This is a genomic window from Bacillus sp. VA13 (assembly GCF_055710085.1).
On sequence record NZ_JBVQPP010000006.1, the window covers coordinates 71,808 to 89,200 of the forward strand.

17 protein-coding genes are annotated in these 17,393 nt (G+C 41.5%); 5 read left to right on the top strand and 12 right to left on the bottom strand.

Features of this window, described 5'->3' with window-relative positions:
• Positions 1-16: 16 nt before the first annotated feature.
• The 8 genes from AC0C66_RS19535 to AC0C66_RS19570 all read right to left on the bottom strand — a co-directional run bounded on the left by AC0C66_RS19535 (position 17) and on the right by AC0C66_RS19570 (position 8,818).
• A complete protein-coding gene (locus tag AC0C66_RS19535) occupies positions 17-724 on the bottom strand; it encodes a hypothetical protein (RefSeq protein WP_072183713.1) in 708 nt (235 codons plus the stop codon).
• Between the two features lie 53 nt (positions 725-777).
• The gene (locus tag AC0C66_RS19540; RefSeq protein WP_088679808.1) at positions 778-1,680 is read right to left on the bottom strand and encodes an ABC transporter ATP-binding protein; all 903 of its coding nucleotides are present in this window, start codon (positions 1,678-1,680) and stop codon (positions 778-780) included.
• A 693-nt stretch (positions 1,681-2,373) separates the two neighbouring features.
• On the bottom strand, positions 2,374-3,261 hold the full coding sequence (locus tag AC0C66_RS19545) for a T3SS effector HopA1 family protein (protein ID WP_088679810.1): 888 nt from the start codon (positions 3,259-3,261) through the stop codon (positions 2,374-2,376).
• Between the two features lie 28 nt (positions 3,262-3,289).
• A complete protein-coding gene (locus tag AC0C66_RS19550) occupies positions 3,290-4,258 on the bottom strand; it encodes a phosphotransferase (RefSeq protein ID WP_472973682.1) in 969 nt (322 codons plus the stop codon).
• A 3-nt stretch (positions 4,259-4,261) separates the two neighbouring features.
• Complete coding sequence (locus AC0C66_RS19555) at positions 4,262-5,377, bottom strand: serine hydrolase (protein ID WP_072183599.1); 1,116 nt, start codon at positions 5,375-5,377, stop codon at positions 4,262-4,264.
• 100 nt (positions 5,378-5,477) lie between these two features.
• Positions 5,478-5,642: an LxmA leader domain family RiPP gene (locus AC0C66_RS19560; protein ID WP_200900436.1), complete on the bottom strand. Its 165-nt coding sequence runs from the start codon at positions 5,640-5,642 to the stop codon at positions 5,478-5,480.
• A 798-nt stretch (positions 5,643-6,440) separates the two neighbouring features.
• Positions 6,441-7,841: a 23S rRNA (uracil(1939)-C(5))-methyltransferase RlmD gene (gene rlmD, locus AC0C66_RS19565; protein WP_072182800.1), complete on the bottom strand. Its 1,401-nt coding sequence runs from the start codon at positions 7,839-7,841 to the stop codon at positions 6,441-6,443.
• Between the two features lie 113 nt (positions 7,842-7,954).
• Positions 7,955-8,818, bottom strand: a complete 864-nt coding sequence (locus AC0C66_RS19570; protein ID WP_472973683.1) for a DNA-3-methyladenine glycosylase family protein — start codon at positions 8,816-8,818, stop codon at positions 7,955-7,957.
• 116 nt (positions 8,819-8,934) lie between these two features.
• On the opposite strand from AC0C66_RS19570, the gene corA reads away from it, so the two are divergent.
• Both corA and AC0C66_RS19580 read left to right on the top strand, forming a co-directional pair.
• Entirely contained in the window at positions 8,935-9,894 is a 960-nt protein-coding gene (gene corA, locus AC0C66_RS19575; RefSeq protein WP_014113054.1) for a magnesium/cobalt transporter CorA, read from the top strand.
• Between the two features lie 100 nt (positions 9,895-9,994).
• Positions 9,995-10,855: an NAD(P)-dependent oxidoreductase gene (locus AC0C66_RS19580; protein ID WP_072182802.1), complete on the top strand. Its 861-nt coding sequence runs from the start codon at positions 9,995-9,997 to the stop codon at positions 10,853-10,855.
• A 37-nt stretch (positions 10,856-10,892) separates the two neighbouring features.
• Here the strand turns inward: AC0C66_RS19580 and pdaA are convergent, their stop codons facing one another.
• A complete protein-coding gene (pdaA, locus tag AC0C66_RS19585; RefSeq protein ID WP_072182799.1) occupies positions 10,893-11,684 on the bottom strand; it encodes a delta-lactam-biosynthetic de-N-acetylase in 792 nt (263 codons plus the stop codon).
• Between the two features lie 100 nt (positions 11,685-11,784).
• Positions 11,785-11,970 (bottom strand): SE1561 family protein, encoded by a 186-nt coding sequence (locus tag AC0C66_RS19590; RefSeq protein WP_003223132.1) that lies wholly within the window; start codon positions 11,968-11,970, stop codon positions 11,785-11,787.
• 145 nt (positions 11,971-12,115) lie between these two features.
• On the opposite strand from AC0C66_RS19590, the gene yfkAB reads away from it, so the two are divergent.
• Both yfkAB and mscC read left to right on the top strand, forming a co-directional pair.
• Positions 12,116-13,237 carry a radical SAM/CxCxxxxC motif protein YfkAB gene (yfkAB, locus tag AC0C66_RS19595; protein WP_327816294.1) on the top strand — a complete coding sequence of 374 codons (1,122 nt, stop codon included), beginning with the start codon at positions 12,116-12,118 and terminating at the stop codon, positions 13,235-13,237.
• On the top strand, positions 13,238-14,080 hold the full coding sequence (mscC, locus tag AC0C66_RS19600; RefSeq protein WP_072182796.1) for a mechanosensitive ion channel protein MscC: 843 nt from the start codon (positions 13,238-13,240) through the stop codon (positions 14,078-14,080). It begins immediately after the preceding gene.
• A 38-nt stretch (positions 14,081-14,118) separates the two neighbouring features.
• Here mscC and AC0C66_RS19605 read toward each other — a convergent pair whose 3' ends face one another.
• The gene (locus AC0C66_RS19605; protein WP_014113050.1) at positions 14,119-14,913 is read right to left on the bottom strand and encodes a YfkD famly protein; all 795 of its coding nucleotides are present in this window, start codon (positions 14,911-14,913) and stop codon (positions 14,119-14,121) included.
• Positions 14,914-14,983: 70 nt separating this feature from the next.
• Entirely contained in the window at positions 14,984-16,039 is a 1,056-nt protein-coding gene (gene cax, locus AC0C66_RS19610) for a calcium/proton exchanger (protein WP_014113049.1), read from the bottom strand.
• A 167-nt stretch (positions 16,040-16,206) separates the two neighbouring features.
• Here cax and AC0C66_RS19615 point away from each other — a divergent pair, with 167 nt between their 5' ends.
• Positions 16,207-17,382: an MFS transporter gene (locus AC0C66_RS19615; protein WP_090558483.1), complete on the top strand. Its 1,176-nt coding sequence runs from the start codon at positions 16,207-16,209 to the stop codon at positions 17,380-17,382.
• Positions 17,383-17,393 lie beyond the last annotated feature (11 nt).

Genomic DNA, 17,393 nt, shown 5'->3' on the forward strand with positions numbered 1-17,393 from the left:
AGCAATTATTTTAATATTATCTGTTCTTATATCTAAGCGGTCTTATATAGATGAATACTAGACAAATTACAAGTGTGAAAATACTAGTGATCATTGAATGGCCAACCGCATCAAACTCAATTCCATTTTTTAAAACATCCGTTGGTGAGAGAAGAGTAGTCGGGGACCAATTTTTAAATTGGTGAATATCCTTCAAAAAACTGGATATGAAAATAATTATTGTTACTAGCAATGCTGATATAAATGGTGAATTAAGCCATACTGAAATTGTGGCACTAACAATTATAAAGAGCAAAAACCCAAATATCTGAAGTGCAAATGCAGCAATAAGGTTTCCAAAATCCAAGTCATCAAAGAAGACCCAGGTTTCATATGAAGCAAAAATACTCCCAACTACCGAAGCAATAAAAGTAATTGCTACACTTACTATTACTTTAGGCCAAAACACTATCCAGGCATTTTCACCACGGCTTTTATAAAAGTGTTGTAAAGATTTATCTTTACCAAACGCACACATATCGGCAACCAGATAAGCACAGATTAACATAACCAGCTGGGAGGAATTTTTAAAATAAGACGTAATTAATTCATGCCAATGCGGATCTGGTAATATCAATTTAGCATCATTAGATCCGCTTAAATTACCAATTATATCGCCTGCATAGTATGTAAACAATGGAGAGGTTAGAGCTGAGAATATAAATACACCTATTAATACCAACATTCTTTTACTTCTTAGCCAATGTAGAAATTCAATCCTAAAAATTAAAATCACTCCTAAGATATTTTAAATGACCGTACCAAATTTGAAAAAGCATCATCCAAACTCATTTTTTTATTGCTGCATGATTGTATATATTGTGATATGTTAGCTGATATAGACAGCACAGACGAGAAATACTCTTTCGGGAACTTTATAACTCTTGGATTCTGTGACTCTGTAAATACATCTACTCCATTATCTCTAAAATAACTTAGAACATAATCTAATGAAGTGGAATCTTTAATTTCAACCTCTGCATACAAGCTGCCTTCACTTAAAAAATCTATTAACTTGCCGCTAAACAATAAATTTCCTTTATTAAGCACTAAGAGTGTATCAGCAATCTTCTCTATATCATTTAGTGAATGGCTCGAAATAACTATTGTAAAGCTTTGAGCAATATTAGAGATTAAAGAAAGTATATCTGCTTTTCCAAAGGGATCTAAAGCACTCGTTGGTTCATCTAAGAAAATTAATTTTGGTTCTAGTATAATTGCAGAAGCAATACCAAGTCGTTGTTTCATCCCTCTAGAAAATGATCCAACAAATCTGTTTTTAGCGTCTTGTAATCCAACTGAACTTAATATAGTGTCGATATTTTCACTATTCTTTCTAATATTTTTGCGTTTAAGCCTCAATGATTGCTCTAAAACTTCTTCAGCAGTTAGATATGGTTCAAATGAAGGCATATCAGGGCAGTAAGCAATGTCGTTATGATCACAAAAGACAGTCCCATTTGAAATTTTCACTTGTCCTAGAATAGTATTTATTAATGTTGTTTTCCCTGCACCATTGGGCCCTATTAAGCCTACTACTCCCGAATTTTCATTTATGGAGCAGGAAATATTATTTAATGCGGTAAAGTCGCCAAAAGAAACAGTCAGATTCTCAATTTTTATAATCTCATCTATTTTCATTTCCTAAACCTCCGCGCCCCCAAATAAAGTATATGATCCCCCCTAATGGAATTGATATGCAACAAATAATCGCCCAGACCCATTTAGGGAATAAATTAGTCTTGTTAATTTTAATTAAATCACTAAAACAAAAATAAAAGTAGATTATAACCAGTACTATGATAGGTATAATTATTTTTACTTCCATAATCAACTTCCTTTGACAAATAATATCCATTAACCTCGGCCAATGGGATGCGCTTCATAACTCTTAGCCCTTCGGGTAAACACTGTATCAAGAAAAATTGACACCCATAATGTATAAAACGGTTGTTTAAATATTTAAACAACATAATTTGCAACTACACTTAAGATATATAATTCTCTTTTAATGTCACATTAAATAAAGTATATTGGCTATACTTTAAACCTACCTGTAAGAAATCTTAATAGAAATGCAATTTCAACCTATTGAATCGTACGCTTTTGAATATAGCTAGTTGTGTTCTGAAATAACTTCCAAGGCATTTCGTATGATAGTTATGCAGCAGATGTGACGCCCAGATTGTTAAACAGCCCCTGGCCGGGGCTTTTTCAAGAATAAATAACTTAAAGTTACTCAAATGTTAATAGAGACCCATGCTTAAAAATCTTCACTTCAACAAAGTCGCAAATAGATGATACCTCAAAGGTGAGCTTGTCAATAATCAAATATCAAGAATTGGAATAAAGAATGTTTTTTGACAAGTCTTCCGGATCAATGTGATATGCTTTTAACCTTTGCTTTAAAAGCAATTTAAAATCTACGCTTGTGACAAAATGGTCTTGAATTGCATCAGCGATTGCACTGCATCTATTCTCACCGAAACTTTGCTGTACGCCGTTTTTAACAATCGGCTCTTCAGCTGTGTATAAATTATAAGCAATCTTTTTGTAAAGCAGGGAACCTGGCATTTCTTTATTTGGATGTTCAACAACTATATCGGTTAATATTTTTTCAACCTTATCAGAATCCTCACTGCTATAAAAAACAATAGCATCATTTCTTGGGTAACTAGATGTATTTGATAAAATCTTCCCTGAAAAACTTAATTTTTCTTTTACTAATTTTGTTATTGATTTACTCCAAACCGAAATGGCATAATTCGGATGATCAGCAGCTATATAGTGACGTTTAACAGACTGGCCGTGTTGCCCAGACTTAGTATGTACAAACATAAAGAAACCGGGAGTTAAGTTAGGACGAAAACAAGGCAAACATACAGTACCCTCAGAATTAAGTTTACTATTTATTCTAACCCCATCCACTTCAACTAAAAAGGCATCCTTTATTTTAACATCTTTCGCAGGAACTAACAATGTTGGATCTTTCACACTGTTAGAAATTATATCATCTAAGTTCGTACTATGATATCTTTCAATGTTATCCATCAATGATAAATTACCAGTATGCAATGTACAATATAACCATTGAACAAGTTGACTTTTGGGTTTCTTAAGTACTTCAGAATACTTTTCGCCATTAATTATAATAGTATCCAGATCAGGCTTAAGGGCGATTAAATTATATAATTCATTAATCGAATTTGTATTGGTTTTCATCTTATTCACCTCTATCTTTTAAATCAGATCACTTAGTATCAAAAAGATCTTGCATGTACTCCGGATACAGTATGGCCTGTCTGCCAACTCCTAATATTGCTTTATCCATAGCTGATAAACGAAATGAAAATTTCGCTCTGCTCATAATACGCTCTATTACAAACCAGCCTATATTAATTACTAGCCTTTTCTTATCTATTTTGTAGCTAACTGTGTCTTGATAAGCCTTAAAAGCACAATGCATAACTGATTCACAGTTATCTAAATAAGTTTTACCTCTTTCGACAAAATCTTTATCGATCTCTTTCGGCTCAGAAGAATCCTGTATACTTGAAGAAAATGTTCTTAATAATGCCTCAAAGAAAATACAACCTATGAGTCCTGCTAAATCTCTTAATATATCACCGTAATGAAATTCTTCAAAATCTATTATCCATACTTTCTCACCATCATATAGAAATTGATCTAACCGTATATCTCCGTGACACATCCCCATCATATTTTCTTTGTCATTGTAATGATTAAATAAAGCATTAAACAATTCATTATCATGTTGGAGAAGTGAAAAAAGCTCTAATTCTGCTCCTGTGCAGTTCGCATATTCTTCTATTTCTAAAGCTAAAACAGGTCTGTACCAGTTTTGTCTATGAATTTCACTTGCATTTTTTTCCTCAGGAAGCGAATGTATTTTCGCCAATATAACAGCTGCTCTTTTTACTAACTCATCTATGTTATCATCTGCTTCTGAAAGCAGACTTTGTAATGATTCAGCATTTTCAATCCACTCGTACTGAAGGGTAAATTCTTTTGGATCTGAATTTGTTATTCTTAATGAATTAAAATCAATCGCCCCTTCTAGCACTCTATCCCATTTTAGTAGGTTATTGTACCTTCTGAAAACATCCTCTTGTTGTCCAAGTAATTTTTTTTTGAAAAAGTACTTATTATTATGAATCTCTTTATATGATATATTACGTCCACTTCCTATTAATTCCATAGCTCACACCCTCATTTCTGATATATTAAGCATTCCAATGTTCGTAAGAAGTTTATTAGCGCATTCAAATATGTATAGTTCTTCAATTATTGTTAAAGGATAAGTCCTATTCAATGAGAAAATTAAAGATAATTCCCCGTCTTTGATATGACGGGTTGACCATAATGCTGATAATACTCCCGGAGCTGAACCACCTTTATATATTATGGCAGGTGTTTGCTTTAGTTCATCCCAAGGCACCCAGTCGTTTTTGATAATATTATTAACTAATATCACTATCATTTCTAAAGGGATAAAGTAATCAAGACCTTTTACCCAAGCTACATTTTTAAGAGCCCTATCCCTCCATGTGGATTCCGGTGAATGATCATAGCACCATGCATCTCCAAAGATTTCTTTTGTAGGGTTAATATTAGGATTGGAGAGTGTTATATGATTTTCAGAGGCTATATTTATTAAAGAGTCCCTAATTCTGTCTTTTCCGATGACTCTAATTAAAATATCCATTGCACTATTATCTGAGACAAGCAGCATTAATGATAATAATTCCTTTATGCTGTGATGTTCTCCTACATTTTTTTCTGATAATCCTGCAGTAAGGACACTTAAGTCCTCGGAGAATATTTCTATTTTTGAATCTAAATCTATTACTTTTTCATTTACAGCTTCATAAACTGCATTTGTTATAGCAATCTTCACCAGAGAAGAAATTGCAAAGTTTTTCTGCTCTCCATTTACAAAGGACTCCTTCTCCCCGTTACGGGAAAATATTATTTTAAATGAAGCATCTAATTTCAGGAAAGCATCCTTAAGAGATTTAACATCTGAAATATCTGGTGTATGAGGAATAATCAACATTTTATCCAGAAATCCTTCAGTATCAGTTTCCAGCTTTATTTCACCGCATATCTGTTGATCAGATATTTTTATTACATCATTCTTGCCATCATAAGTGTATCGAACTGAACCTAATTTCAGGCCTGTAATAATCTCCGACAAAGCTCTTATTTCGGTTTCTTTTTTTATTGGTGATACCAGTTTCGCTGCTTCCTGATACACACTTTCCTCTTTATTATTTAACAAATATAGAATTTTCTTATAAATACTATAATCATTCATATGATCACCGCCCCATTTACTAAAATGTATGTAGTATCAACCTATAATCCTATAATAACAATAGGCTTGATTAACACTCTCTATAATATTATCTAAAAAATTAAAAACTAACGGACCAACTCCATGATACAGAAGCAGAGTATGAGACTGAGAGAGACAACGAGAGTGAAGTACCGACATTACCCAGTTGGTTTTCCTCGTTAGCACTTTTTTGGACTTCTACTGGAGAAGTATAAGCAGTATAGCCAGAAATTAAATTTTTCATAATGATTATCACCTCATAAATTATTTGAAAAAAAGATCAGTTTAAGATAAAATTGGTGGAAAAGTTTCACAACATTCAAAAACAAAAAATAACATTTTAGTAATAATGAGGCAGCGACATTTTTACTATAATAAATTTTATGGAAAAAAACAAGCAAATTTCCATAAAATTATATTAAAGTTTAAAGAGGAATCCTACGGTTCTTGAGAGTGATAATACTGAAAAGGTACCAGGAAACAGAAAAAACCTTATAAGGACACGCTTAGATCCTCTAAAACAAAAAAGACCGACTCTATTAGATCCGGTCTTCGAAATGATATTGGTTTTGAAAAAAAAGCTTCGTTCATCTTTTTCCCATTCTTACACAACTTTTGGCACCATCTTTTTAGCAGAGAGAACGAGAAAGTGTCAGAGAGACAAAGAGTTGTAAGATAGAGTTACAAATAAACTGCAGCAAACATAAATTCTTTTTAACATATTTTATATTATGAACTAAATTTCCATTTCTTTGGTCTACTATATACACAAAAATAAACATTTCCCAAAACCAGCCCCAACAACTCGCATTCCATCGTCCTAGTTAAAATACCTCCACTTTTAAAATTTTTCTGTTTAAAATCGTTTTCGTCTTCTTTTCCATCTGTTTTTTCACCTTTTGTCAGTTGAGATATAGTTTTTCGAATAAGATGCGAAAGGAGAAGAAAGAAGAGAAGAGACATAGGGCTGCACATGAAAAAGACCCAGAAATCGGAATTGTTTATCGTACCGAAATCCAGGTCTGATTACGAATTGTTTATTTTAGTTAGACGATTTCAATACAAGTCTCGCCACTGCTTCAACATGCGCCGTCTGCGGAAACATATCGACAGGCTGAATATAGTCCACGCGATAGTCCTTCGACAGCGCCTGCAAATCCTTCGCGAGCGTGGATGGATTGCAGGAAACGTAGACAAAGCGTTTCGGTTTGACTTTTTTGATCGTATCCAGAAACGTGTTGTCACAGCCGGTTCTTGGCGGGTCTACGATGACGACGTCCGGGCGGAAGCCTTCTTTCGTCCATTTCGGGAGCCAGTGCTCGGCTGTTCCTGTTACATATGTGGCATTTGTCATGCCGTGTTTTTTGGCGTTTTTCTTGGCATCATCAATTGATTCCTTGATGACGTCCATGCCGCGGACTTCCTTCGCTCCGTCCGCCACCCACATGCCGATGGTGCCGACGCCGCAATACGCGTCAACGACCTTTTCTTTTCCGGTCAGCTGCGCCGCTTTTTTTACTTCATCATACAGCTTGACGGTTTGTTCCGGGTTGAGCTGGAAGAAGGCGCGGGCGCTCAGTTCAAATGAAACGTCGCCAAGCACTTCTTGAATCACTGTTTTTCCGGCGAGCGGTTTTGTTTTCTCACCGAAAATCACTGAGGTTTTCGCTCCGTTTACATTCTGGATAATGGATTTGACCTCTGGCAGGCGCTTTTGGATCGCTTTGACGATTTCTTCCTTGTGCGGAAGCGTTTCTTTTGCCGTTACAAGCACGACCTGCACTTCGCCTGTTTCAAAGCCGACTCTTGTCACAATGGTGCGAACGTCGCCTTTTCGTTTCCGTTCATTATAAACAGACACATTGAAGTCCTCTAAAATGCGGCGGACGATGCCTGTTGTTTTGTTGGTTGCCGGATGCTGAACGACACAGTCTTTAATCGGCACAATGTCATGAGAATCAAGGCCGTATAAGCCGGCGATGATGCTGCCGCTTTGCGAGCGCCCGATCTGGAATTGGCTTTTGTTGCGGTAATTCCACGGGTTGTCCATGCCGATCGTTTCTTTGATTTCCATGTTTTCTATTTTAAACTTCGTATGGCGTTCCAGCGACTGAATGACGATGTCGCGTTTTTCCCGAAGCTGCTGGCTGTATGCAAGGTGCTGAAGCTGACAGCCGCCGCACTGTTCGTATACAGGACAAGGCGGTGTCACGCGGTGCTCTGACGCCTTGCGGATCTTCTTAATGCGGCCCTCCGAAAACTTCGGCTGAACCTTTGTCGCCTGCACGACAACCTCTTCGCCAGGAAGCGCGCCGGGCACAAAGACGACTTTTTTCTTAAAATAGCCGACACCTTCTCCGTTAATGCCGAGACGCTTAATCGTCAGAGGAAATGTTTGTCCGACTTTCAGTTCGACGGGCGCCTGTTTTTTTTGTTGGTTCACGTTGTTCTCTCCGTTTCTATATGAAGCTTTCTGCAGATAGCAGAAAGTGAAATGTTTTTTTCACATCTTTCTAGTATAACACGTTTGCAGGATTTCCTTCATTGTCAGACGAATTATTCTATACTCCTCCACAAATACAAAGACGCATAGCTTAAATAAGGCTCCCACTCTTTGCTCATCGCAAGCATGACATCCTTTGCCGGCTTATCGTCCAGCTGAAAATGGCGTTTGATCGCATTCTGGAGTCCGATATCGGCAAGCGGAAATAAATTAGGGCGTCCAAGGCCGAACATGAGGACGTTTTGTACGGTCCACGGGCCGATGCCTCTGATTTTGATCAGTTTCTTCATAATGTCCTCATCCGTCATATTCGGAAGCTCTGACAAGTCGAGTGTGCCTTCTGCGATCATCCTTGACGTATCAATGGTGTATTCCGCTTTTCTCATGCTGAATTGCAGATCGCGCAGATCCTGATAATCGAGTTCCGCAATCGTTTCCGGCTTTGGATAGCACCACACGCCGTCCTTCTGTTCGCCAAACGCATGGACAAACCGTTCTGTTAGCGTGTAAGCGAAGGAAAGATTGAGCTGCTGGTGGATGATGCATTTCATGATGCAATTGTACACGCTGTAGTCCAGTACAAGTGGCGTGCCTGCATGTGCTTCAAAGATGGCGGACAGACTCGTTTTCGAAAAATGATCGAGAACGTGCTGCAGATCATTTTCCCATTGAAAAATCCGCTTGATTTCCTTCATCATCTCATCCTGATCCGTTTTTCCTCTGACGAGAAACTCAGGCTCATCCGCATGGCCTAACGCCTGTACCTTCACAATGCACACGTCTCCCGCTTGGTTTCTGATCGGCACGCGTATTTCCCGCGTTTCTTTATCTGCCGCATTGAGAGAGTCTAAAGACAGTCTGTCCAACACGCGGTCAAAATGGTACGGAGGCGTGACAGATACTTTTTCCTTCCACATGCAATCCACCCTTTTTCCGTTTTTTGTCCAGTATAACACGCCGCTGGAAATAGGCAGAACACCGTATACTTTTCTCCTAAAGGCCGCATGATATAATGGCAGGTGGAGGGTTGTTTATGATCAACATTACGGCAATTACAACAGAGCATCAGCTGCTGAAAAATATACCGATCGAACGAGTGGAACAGCCTGATATTGCGTGGTACTGGGTTGATTTATATGGCCCGGAGGATACGGAAACGGCATTATTGAGAGATTTTTTTCATTTTCATCCGCTTGCCATTGAGGATTGCTTCCAGCATATGCAGCGGCCGAAGCTTGACCATTATGACGGTTATCGCTTTTACGTGATTCATGCGCTGAATAAGGAAACGCTTGAGACGGAGGAAGTTGATATTTTTCAAGGCGAACGATTTGTCGTCACCTTTCATTTACACGAAACACCCGGAATCGCAAAAGTCCGGGAGCGTTTGTATGCTTCACCGGACATATTGAAAAAAGGGCCTGGGCATATCTCTTACATGATTATGGATCAGCTTGTTGATGAATATTTTCCTCTCGTGTACAAAATTGAAGACCGGCTGAACGAAATTGAAGAGAGCCGGCCCCACAAAACGTACGGAACATTGATGAATGAGGTGTTTGATCTCAGGACAGACCTTTTGCATCTAAGACGAACCATTATTCCGATGCGTGATTTGCTCTATCGGATTTTAAGCCTTGACCATGTGAAAGAGCAGCGGGAAACGAAAGCCTACTTCAGCGACATATACGATCATTTGTTAAAATTGTCTGAGATTGTCGAATCCAATCGTGACATGACGTCCGACTTGCGCGACAGCTACGTGACATTGAATTCAAACCGGATGAACGCGATTATGATGACACTGACGATCGTATCGACCATTTTTATCCCGCTCACCTTTATTGCCGGCGTATACGGCATGAACTTTGACAACATGCCGGAGCTGCATTGGAAATACGGATATTTTGCTGTACTTGGCCTGATGGCCGCGCTTGTGATCGGGATGTTGATATGGTTTTTACATAAAGGATGGTTCAAAATTTTTAAATGAGAACAGCGTGAAGCTGTTCTTTTTATGTTGGCAAGCAGATTTCCATGCATATGATGTTCATTTTGTTTATAATGGAAAAAATGTTCTGGGAGTGATCAGATTGAAAATTGCTGTGATCGGACTCGGCAATATGGGACAGCCCATTGCCCGAAACGTGCTTCAGGCAGGCTATGAATTGACTGTTTATAATCGAACAAAACAAAAGACGGAAGAATTTGTAACAGAAGGCGCACAAGCAGCTGATACGCCGCGACAGGCGGCAGAGTCCGCTGATATTGTCATAACGATGCTTTCAGATGACGATTCTGTCCGCGCCGTGACATTCGGAGAAAACGGGCTGATTGAAGGATTAGCCAAGAACGGCATTCACATCTCGATGAGCACCATCAGTGTTGAGTTCTCAGAAAAGCTCGCAGCGGCTCATGCGGAGAAAGAACAATCCTTCCTCGCCGCTCCTGTGCTCGGAAGACCGGATGCCGCCGCCAAAGCCGCACTCCGCATCATAACAGCCGGACCGGCGGAAGCGAAGCAAACCGCTAAGCCACTGCTCGACAGCCTGAGCCAGCAGGTATTTGACGTCGACGAAGAAAGCAAGACAGCAAACGCGGCCAAAATCAGCATCAATTTCTTGCTCGTGTCCATGCTGGAGGCATTATCTGAATCATTCTTAATGATGGAAAAATACGGCTTAGAACAAAAACAATTTTTAGAAATCGCCAGCGCGCTTTTTGGCTCTCCTGTCTATCAAAATTACGGAACCATCATGGCCGAGCAGAAATTTGAGCCGGCCGGTTTCAAAATGTCTTTAGGGCTGAAGGATACCAATCTGGCACTCGCCGCCGCAGAACAGGTCTCTGCAAACCTCCCTCTTGCCAAGCTGGCCAAGAGCCATTTTGAAAGCGGAATTGAAAAAGGCTTCGGAGACTTGGATTGGGCCGCACTTATCAAATGTATAAAATAATAAGAGAGCCTCTCCGTTTAAGGAGAGGCTCTTCTCGTTACAAAGACGGCAGCTTCATTTCTTTCTCAAACATTAAATCATCAAGGCTTTTAAATGTGTAGCCTTGTTTTTTCAGGTCTGTGATTGCATCATCCAGTGCTTCGGCATTGTCCCTTGATACGGTGTGAAGCAGGTAAATGGCTCCTGGATGCGCCTGTTTGATCATATGATCATAGGCATATTTCTTCCCCTTTTGGTTGTTGATTTTCCAATCAACAAAAGCGACCGACCAGAAAACGGTTTGATAGCCTAAGCGTTTCGTTTCTTTCAGCACGTATTCACTGAACACGCCGCGGGGCGGGCGCAGATACAGGTTGTCCTGCTTTCCCGTAATTTTATAGACCTCTTCGTTGACTGAATCAAGTTCGTCCTGAATTTGATCAGCTGTTTTTGTGGTTAAATCCGGATGGTGAAAGGAATGGTTGCCGATAATATGGCCTTCATCTGACATTCGTTTAACCAGCTCAGGCTGATCCTTTACGAAATGCCCTGTGACAAAAAATGTGCCTGTTACGCGATGTTTTTTTAAGACATCAAGCACTTTTGGCGTATAGCCATTTTCGTAGCCATTATCAAACGTCAAGTAAATCGTTTTTTCCTTTGTATTGCCTAAATAAAACGCGTCGTATTTTTCAATTAAACTGTTCAGCTGCTTCCCGGCATCAGGCGGATGATGGTTGACACTTCGTTTAAAGCCCCAATTGATCGGCTCATTCGGCACCGCTTCCGCCTGTGCTGCGCCCCCAGCAAGCAAGACGGCGGCACAGCATATTGAACACATCCATTTCATGGCCAGCGCTCCTTCTGCATTTTTTCTTATTTTACAGAAAGGCGCTTCGTTTTATACTGACGCTTTATGCCAAACAAAAAACCGCGGCGTGCGCGCGGTTTTATTCCCAGTCTTTTTTAAAGCGTTCGTATTTGGCTTCCAGATCATCAAGCATGCTAATGAGCCTGTCTATATCTTCAACGTCGGTTGCTTCAGGGTCTAATGAATCGATGACGTTCATAAACATGTCAAGTCTGTTCTTTAAATAATCAATCTGCTGATCCTTATTGTTTACGGCGTTCCCCATTCTGTTCCTCCATTCATTTTTTATTATGGTAGCTCATTTTTTGCCGTTTTTCAATCGCTGCGCTACTTGCGATCTTGACAAATCAGGTCTAAAATTAACTGTTGGCAGCGTTAGTATGCCCCATTTATAAAGGAGTTAGATAGTCATGACACAAAACACGAAGCTGCGTCCGATCACACCTGAGTTTGACCCTTGGGAAGCCTATATGGATGTTGACCAATACGGAGACATGCAGCTGACAAACGTTGAATTCACAACGACGACACTGTGCAATATGAGATGCGAGCATTGTGCTGTAGGCTATACATTGCAGCCTAAAGACCCCAATGCCCTGCCAATAGATCTTCTGTTAAAACGACTAGAGGAAATCCCGCGCCTGAGATCCATCAGTATTACAGGCGGAGAGCCGATGCTTTCGTTAAAATCAGTAAAAGAATATGTCGTTCCGTTATTGAAATACGCCCACGAACGGGGCGTGCGGACGCAGATCAATTCCAACCTGACGCTTAATATTGATCGATACGAATGGATTATTCCGTATCTTGATGTGCTGCATATTTCTCATAACTGGGGTACAGTTGAGGATTTTGCCGAGATCGGTTTTGCCATGATGGACAGAAAACCGACCTTCGAACAGCGCGCGCGCTATTTTGAAAAAATGATCGAAAACAGCCGCACGTTAGTCGATGCCGGGGTGATGGTATCTGCGGAAACAATGCTAAATAAACGCACACTTCCGCATATCGAGCATATTCACCGACAAATCACAGAAGATATGAAATGTCAGCGACACGAAGTCCATCCGATGTATCCAAGCGATTTCGCAAGCGCTCTTGAATCTCTGAGTCTGAAAGAGATGAGACAGGCCATTCACCGCTTGCTGGATATCCGTGATGAAAATACGTGGATGCTGTTCGGGACACTGCCGTTTTATGCCTGCAGTCAGAACGAAGATGATCAAAAGCTGCTTCGCCGGCTTCGCACGGCGAAAAACGTCACGGTGAGAAATGACCCTGACGGCCGTTCCCGCCTGAATGTGAACATTTTCGACGGAAACATTATCGTGACCGATTTCGGCGATACACCGCCGCTTGGCAATATTCAGACGGACAGCCTCCCTTCCGCCTATGAAAAATGGAGAGAGACCAAGCTTGCGAAAGAGCTGAATTGCCACTGTCCGAATGTCCGATGCCTCGGGCCGAATGTTCTCGTCAAAAACAGTTATTATCAAGATACAGATTTCTCAAAACGTCAAGCCAGGAGTTAGATGCGGATGGAAGAAACACTCACGGAAATTTTTCAGAATAAAATCGTCGATATTCTCCTCGTTGCTGTTATCCTTTGGATCGGCGTCTTTATCATCAACCGGCTGGTACAGCTATTCTTTAAACGGACGGACTTTATTGAAGAAAGAAAAGAAAAAACGATTGAAAGCCTTGTCCGTTCTATCACCCAGTATACGGCGACGATTGGTTTTATCTTTTACGTCATTTCTTTATTTGTGCATGATTTCGGCAAAATATTAGCCGGGGCTGGCGTAGCCGGTATCGTCATCGGTTTTGGCGCCCAATCGCTGATCAAGGACGTGCTGGCGGGTGTGTTCTTAATTTATGAACGACAGCTGCACAAAGGCGATTATGTTACCGTCAACAATTTGTTTAACGGGACTGTGGAGGAAATAGGCCTTCGCTCGCTGCAAATCCGGGAATGGAGCGGGAAGCTGCTCACCATCAGCAACGGCGAGGTCAGACAGATAGAGAACTATAATATCGATTTTATGAGGATTACCGAATCCTTTCTCATCAGCTTTAAAGAAGATCCGGACCGCGTGTACAACGTATTGGAAAAAGCATGTGACATGCTGAATGAAGAGCTTCAGGATTCATTGAAGCGGGATGAATTCGGCAATCCAACAGAACCGTTTCAAATCCACGGGATCACCGCATTGAATAAAATCAATCGCGGCGTCGAATTTACGGTAAAAGGCATGGTGAAAGATGATGATTATTTCAGCGCCAGCCTCGCAGTAAGACGGGTTCTCGTTCGCCAGCTGTACCAAAACAATGTGCAAATGCTTGAGGAAGCGGTCAGAATTGAGAGAACGCAATAAATAAAAAAACTGATTCCGAGTTGGAATCAGTTTTTTGTTTATCTTGGCTGCGAGGAAAGCTGAAAGCTAAACGTGAGGTGGTCTTGAACCGGAATCCAAGCGCCGATGCCCTGTGAGGTGACATTTTTGACGACAAGTTTTCGTTTATTCCCTTTCAGCACTAAGTATACTTCTCCGTAAGTCACTTTTCCTTTTTCATTCACAGCCGGTGCATATGCATTTAGATAACCGAGTTTTTTAGGAGCGACTTTATAAATTTGATCCCGCTTTGTACCCGCACCGACAACCGTATCAAATGCAAGCGGAAGGTTCGTTTTCTTCATCGCTTTCAGCATCATCATGCTTTTGACATCTTCAGCATTTGGAACCTTAGCTGTCAAGCCGCCCTTCACTTTGTATTGCTGTTCCTGGGCATAATGCATCTCAGCCGTTTCTTTTCCGCCGCGGTTATCTGCACGGTTTGTGTTGATTTTTTTATATTCCCAGTTTGCGACTGTTTCATTTGATTCATAGCCGAGCGCCCATTTCCCGAGAAATATTGTCGCCCGGTAGCCGACTGCAAGCGGTGTACCGGATATGTTGGACTCATTCAGCATTTTGATAAGGTGCGGGTTTTCAATCTTCACCTCAGAATGATCGAGCAATTCCTTTGCCAGCTTGCTCGGCTGAAGCATCGGCTGATCCTGTGAAGCATTCGGATATGTGTTTTCCTTTGAAATGCTTGCGACAGAATTAGGAACCTTAAACTGCTTTTTCGCGTGGATGGGCTGAACGCCGAAAAAACTAAAGAATAACAACACAATAAGTGTGGAATGAAATAGCTTTTTCATCATATCACTCTTTCTATGGCATTTTCCCTTAGTCTTTTCATCCCTGTTTGTTGTTATCCATCATTTTTTCAGGTTATAGAAGGAAAAAGCCGATTGCCATAATGACATAGGCGGCAAGCAGTGTCGCCCCTTCAAACCAGTTGGAATCCCCGTCATTCGAAATCGCGATCATCAAGAGAACCGATGATACCATCGCAACAAGCTCCGGCAGTGTAAAGACTAGCGGCATGCTTACCGGGAAAAAGATGGAACAGATCACAAGAACCGGTGCGACAAACATAGCAATCTGCAGCGTCGAGCCGACTGCGATTTCAACTGCAATATCCATTTTATTTTTATAGGCCATAATGATGGCTGACGCGTGCTCCGCGGCATTACCGACAATCGCCACGATGATGACCCCGATAAACAGCTCGCTCCAGCCGAATTGTTCGGCCACCGAGTGGAATGTGTGCACCAGGTTTTCGGATATATATGCCACGGCAATCGTTGCTGCAAACAAGACAATCGTAGCCACCTTGCCTGACCATTCCGGTTCCTCTTCTTCCACATGCTGGGCGGCATTGTTCGGCTGATAAACACCGCGGTGCGTAACGAGTTTAAAGTACAGAGCAGCCACATATAACAGAATCAAAATGATGCTGATGCCGATGCTTAAATTAAGCTTGCTCACATCGCCCATACCAACGGAGAATACCTCCGGAATCACGAAAGCGACAATGATGGCAAAAATCAAAAGACCGGAATTATGGCGGGCATCATGGATATTAAATTCCTGCCGCTTATATTTTAAACCGCCGACAAAAAACGATAAGCCCGCTACCAGCAACAGGTTCCCCAGCACTGAACCGGTTAAAGAGGCAAGCACGATCCCTGTCAGGCCTTCCTTTAGTGCAAATAAAGAGATGATTAACTCAACCGCATTCCCGAAGGTGGCGTTCAGCAAACCGCCGATCCGCGGTCCTGCGATAATGGACAGCGATTCTGTCGCCCTCCCCATATAGCTTGCAAGTGCGATAATTGTTATGCAATACACTGCAAAGAGAATGGCAGAAGGCCAATGCATGAAACTGCCGATCACAGAAAGCGGAATCCCCGCCGCCACTAAAATAAAAAAGATACGATTCATGGTGAGTTGGCTCCTTTTATATGACTTGTTTTATTTTTATTCTTCACAAAAATCATCATGATTACACGAGTTCAATTGTTTACTTGTGATATAAGCTTTTTTTCATGTTGCCTGCTTTTGGAAATCATTGTACGATCAACATAGATTCCACATAAGGAGAAAACACGATGTCACGATTTCATTTCTTTATCCTTGTTTTGCTCGTTTCCATTTCCGGGTTTTCACAAGGCATGCTGCTGCCTGTCATCTCGATTATTTTTGAAACAAATGGGGAATCGGCCGCCATCAATGGCCTGCACGCAACCGGATTGTATATCGGCGTGCTTTTGGCTTCGCCGTTTATGGAAGCGCCGCTCAGAAAGCTCGGATTCAAGCCGCTGATCGTCATTGGCGGAAGCATTGTCATTTTAAGCTTGTTCGGATTTATTTGGCTTCATTCGGTTTGGATCTGGTTCCTGCTTCGCCTGTTTATCGGGATCGGCGATCACATGCTTCACTTTTCTACGCAAACGTGGGTGACCTCCATGTCATCGAAACAAAATCGCGGAAGAAATCTGTCTATTTACGGGCTGTCTTTCGGCCTTGGCTTTGCCGCGGGCCCGTTCATGGTTCCGCTTGTCAAGCTGAGCTCGTCGCTGCCTTTTATCGTGTCCGGCTGCTTCAGTCTGTTTGCGTGGCTTTTTGTTTTCTTTCTACAAAATGCATACCCGGAAACCAGTCCTCACGAAACCAAATCAGACAATAGTTTCAGGCGGTTTTATCAAGCCATGCTGTTTGGATGGGTTGCCTTTATGCCTACATTTGGCTACGGCTTTCTGGAGACGGCGCTAAACGGAAGCTTTCCGGTGTATGCGCTCCGTTTGGGGGTATCTGTAGACGCAGTGGCACTGATCCTTCCCGCATTTGCGATTGGGAGCATAATCTTTCAGTTTCCGCTCGGTATCCTCAGCGATAAATACGGGCGACGGAATGTGCTGCTTGTGATTTTGCTGACAGGGGCACTCTGCTTTTTCATCGCCGGCGTGTTTCCTTTGCCTTATATAATCGGCTGCTGCTTTTTTATTGCAGGAATGGCAGTAGGATCCACCTTTACCCTTGGCATCAGCTATATGACAGATCTGCTTCCGCCCCACCTGCTGCCGGCGGGGAACCTGCTTTGCGGCATTACATTCAGTCTCGGCAGCATCCTCGGTCCGATTGCCGGCGGCTGGTATATGCAGACATTTGAAAGCGCAAACTTGTTTTATTTCATTACCCTTACGCTTAGCGCTGTGTGGCTTGCCCTTGTGCTGGGCAAACCGAAAAGCTGGTCACCGGCTGAAACCTATTCTTCATCTTCTTAATCGAAAAGCCT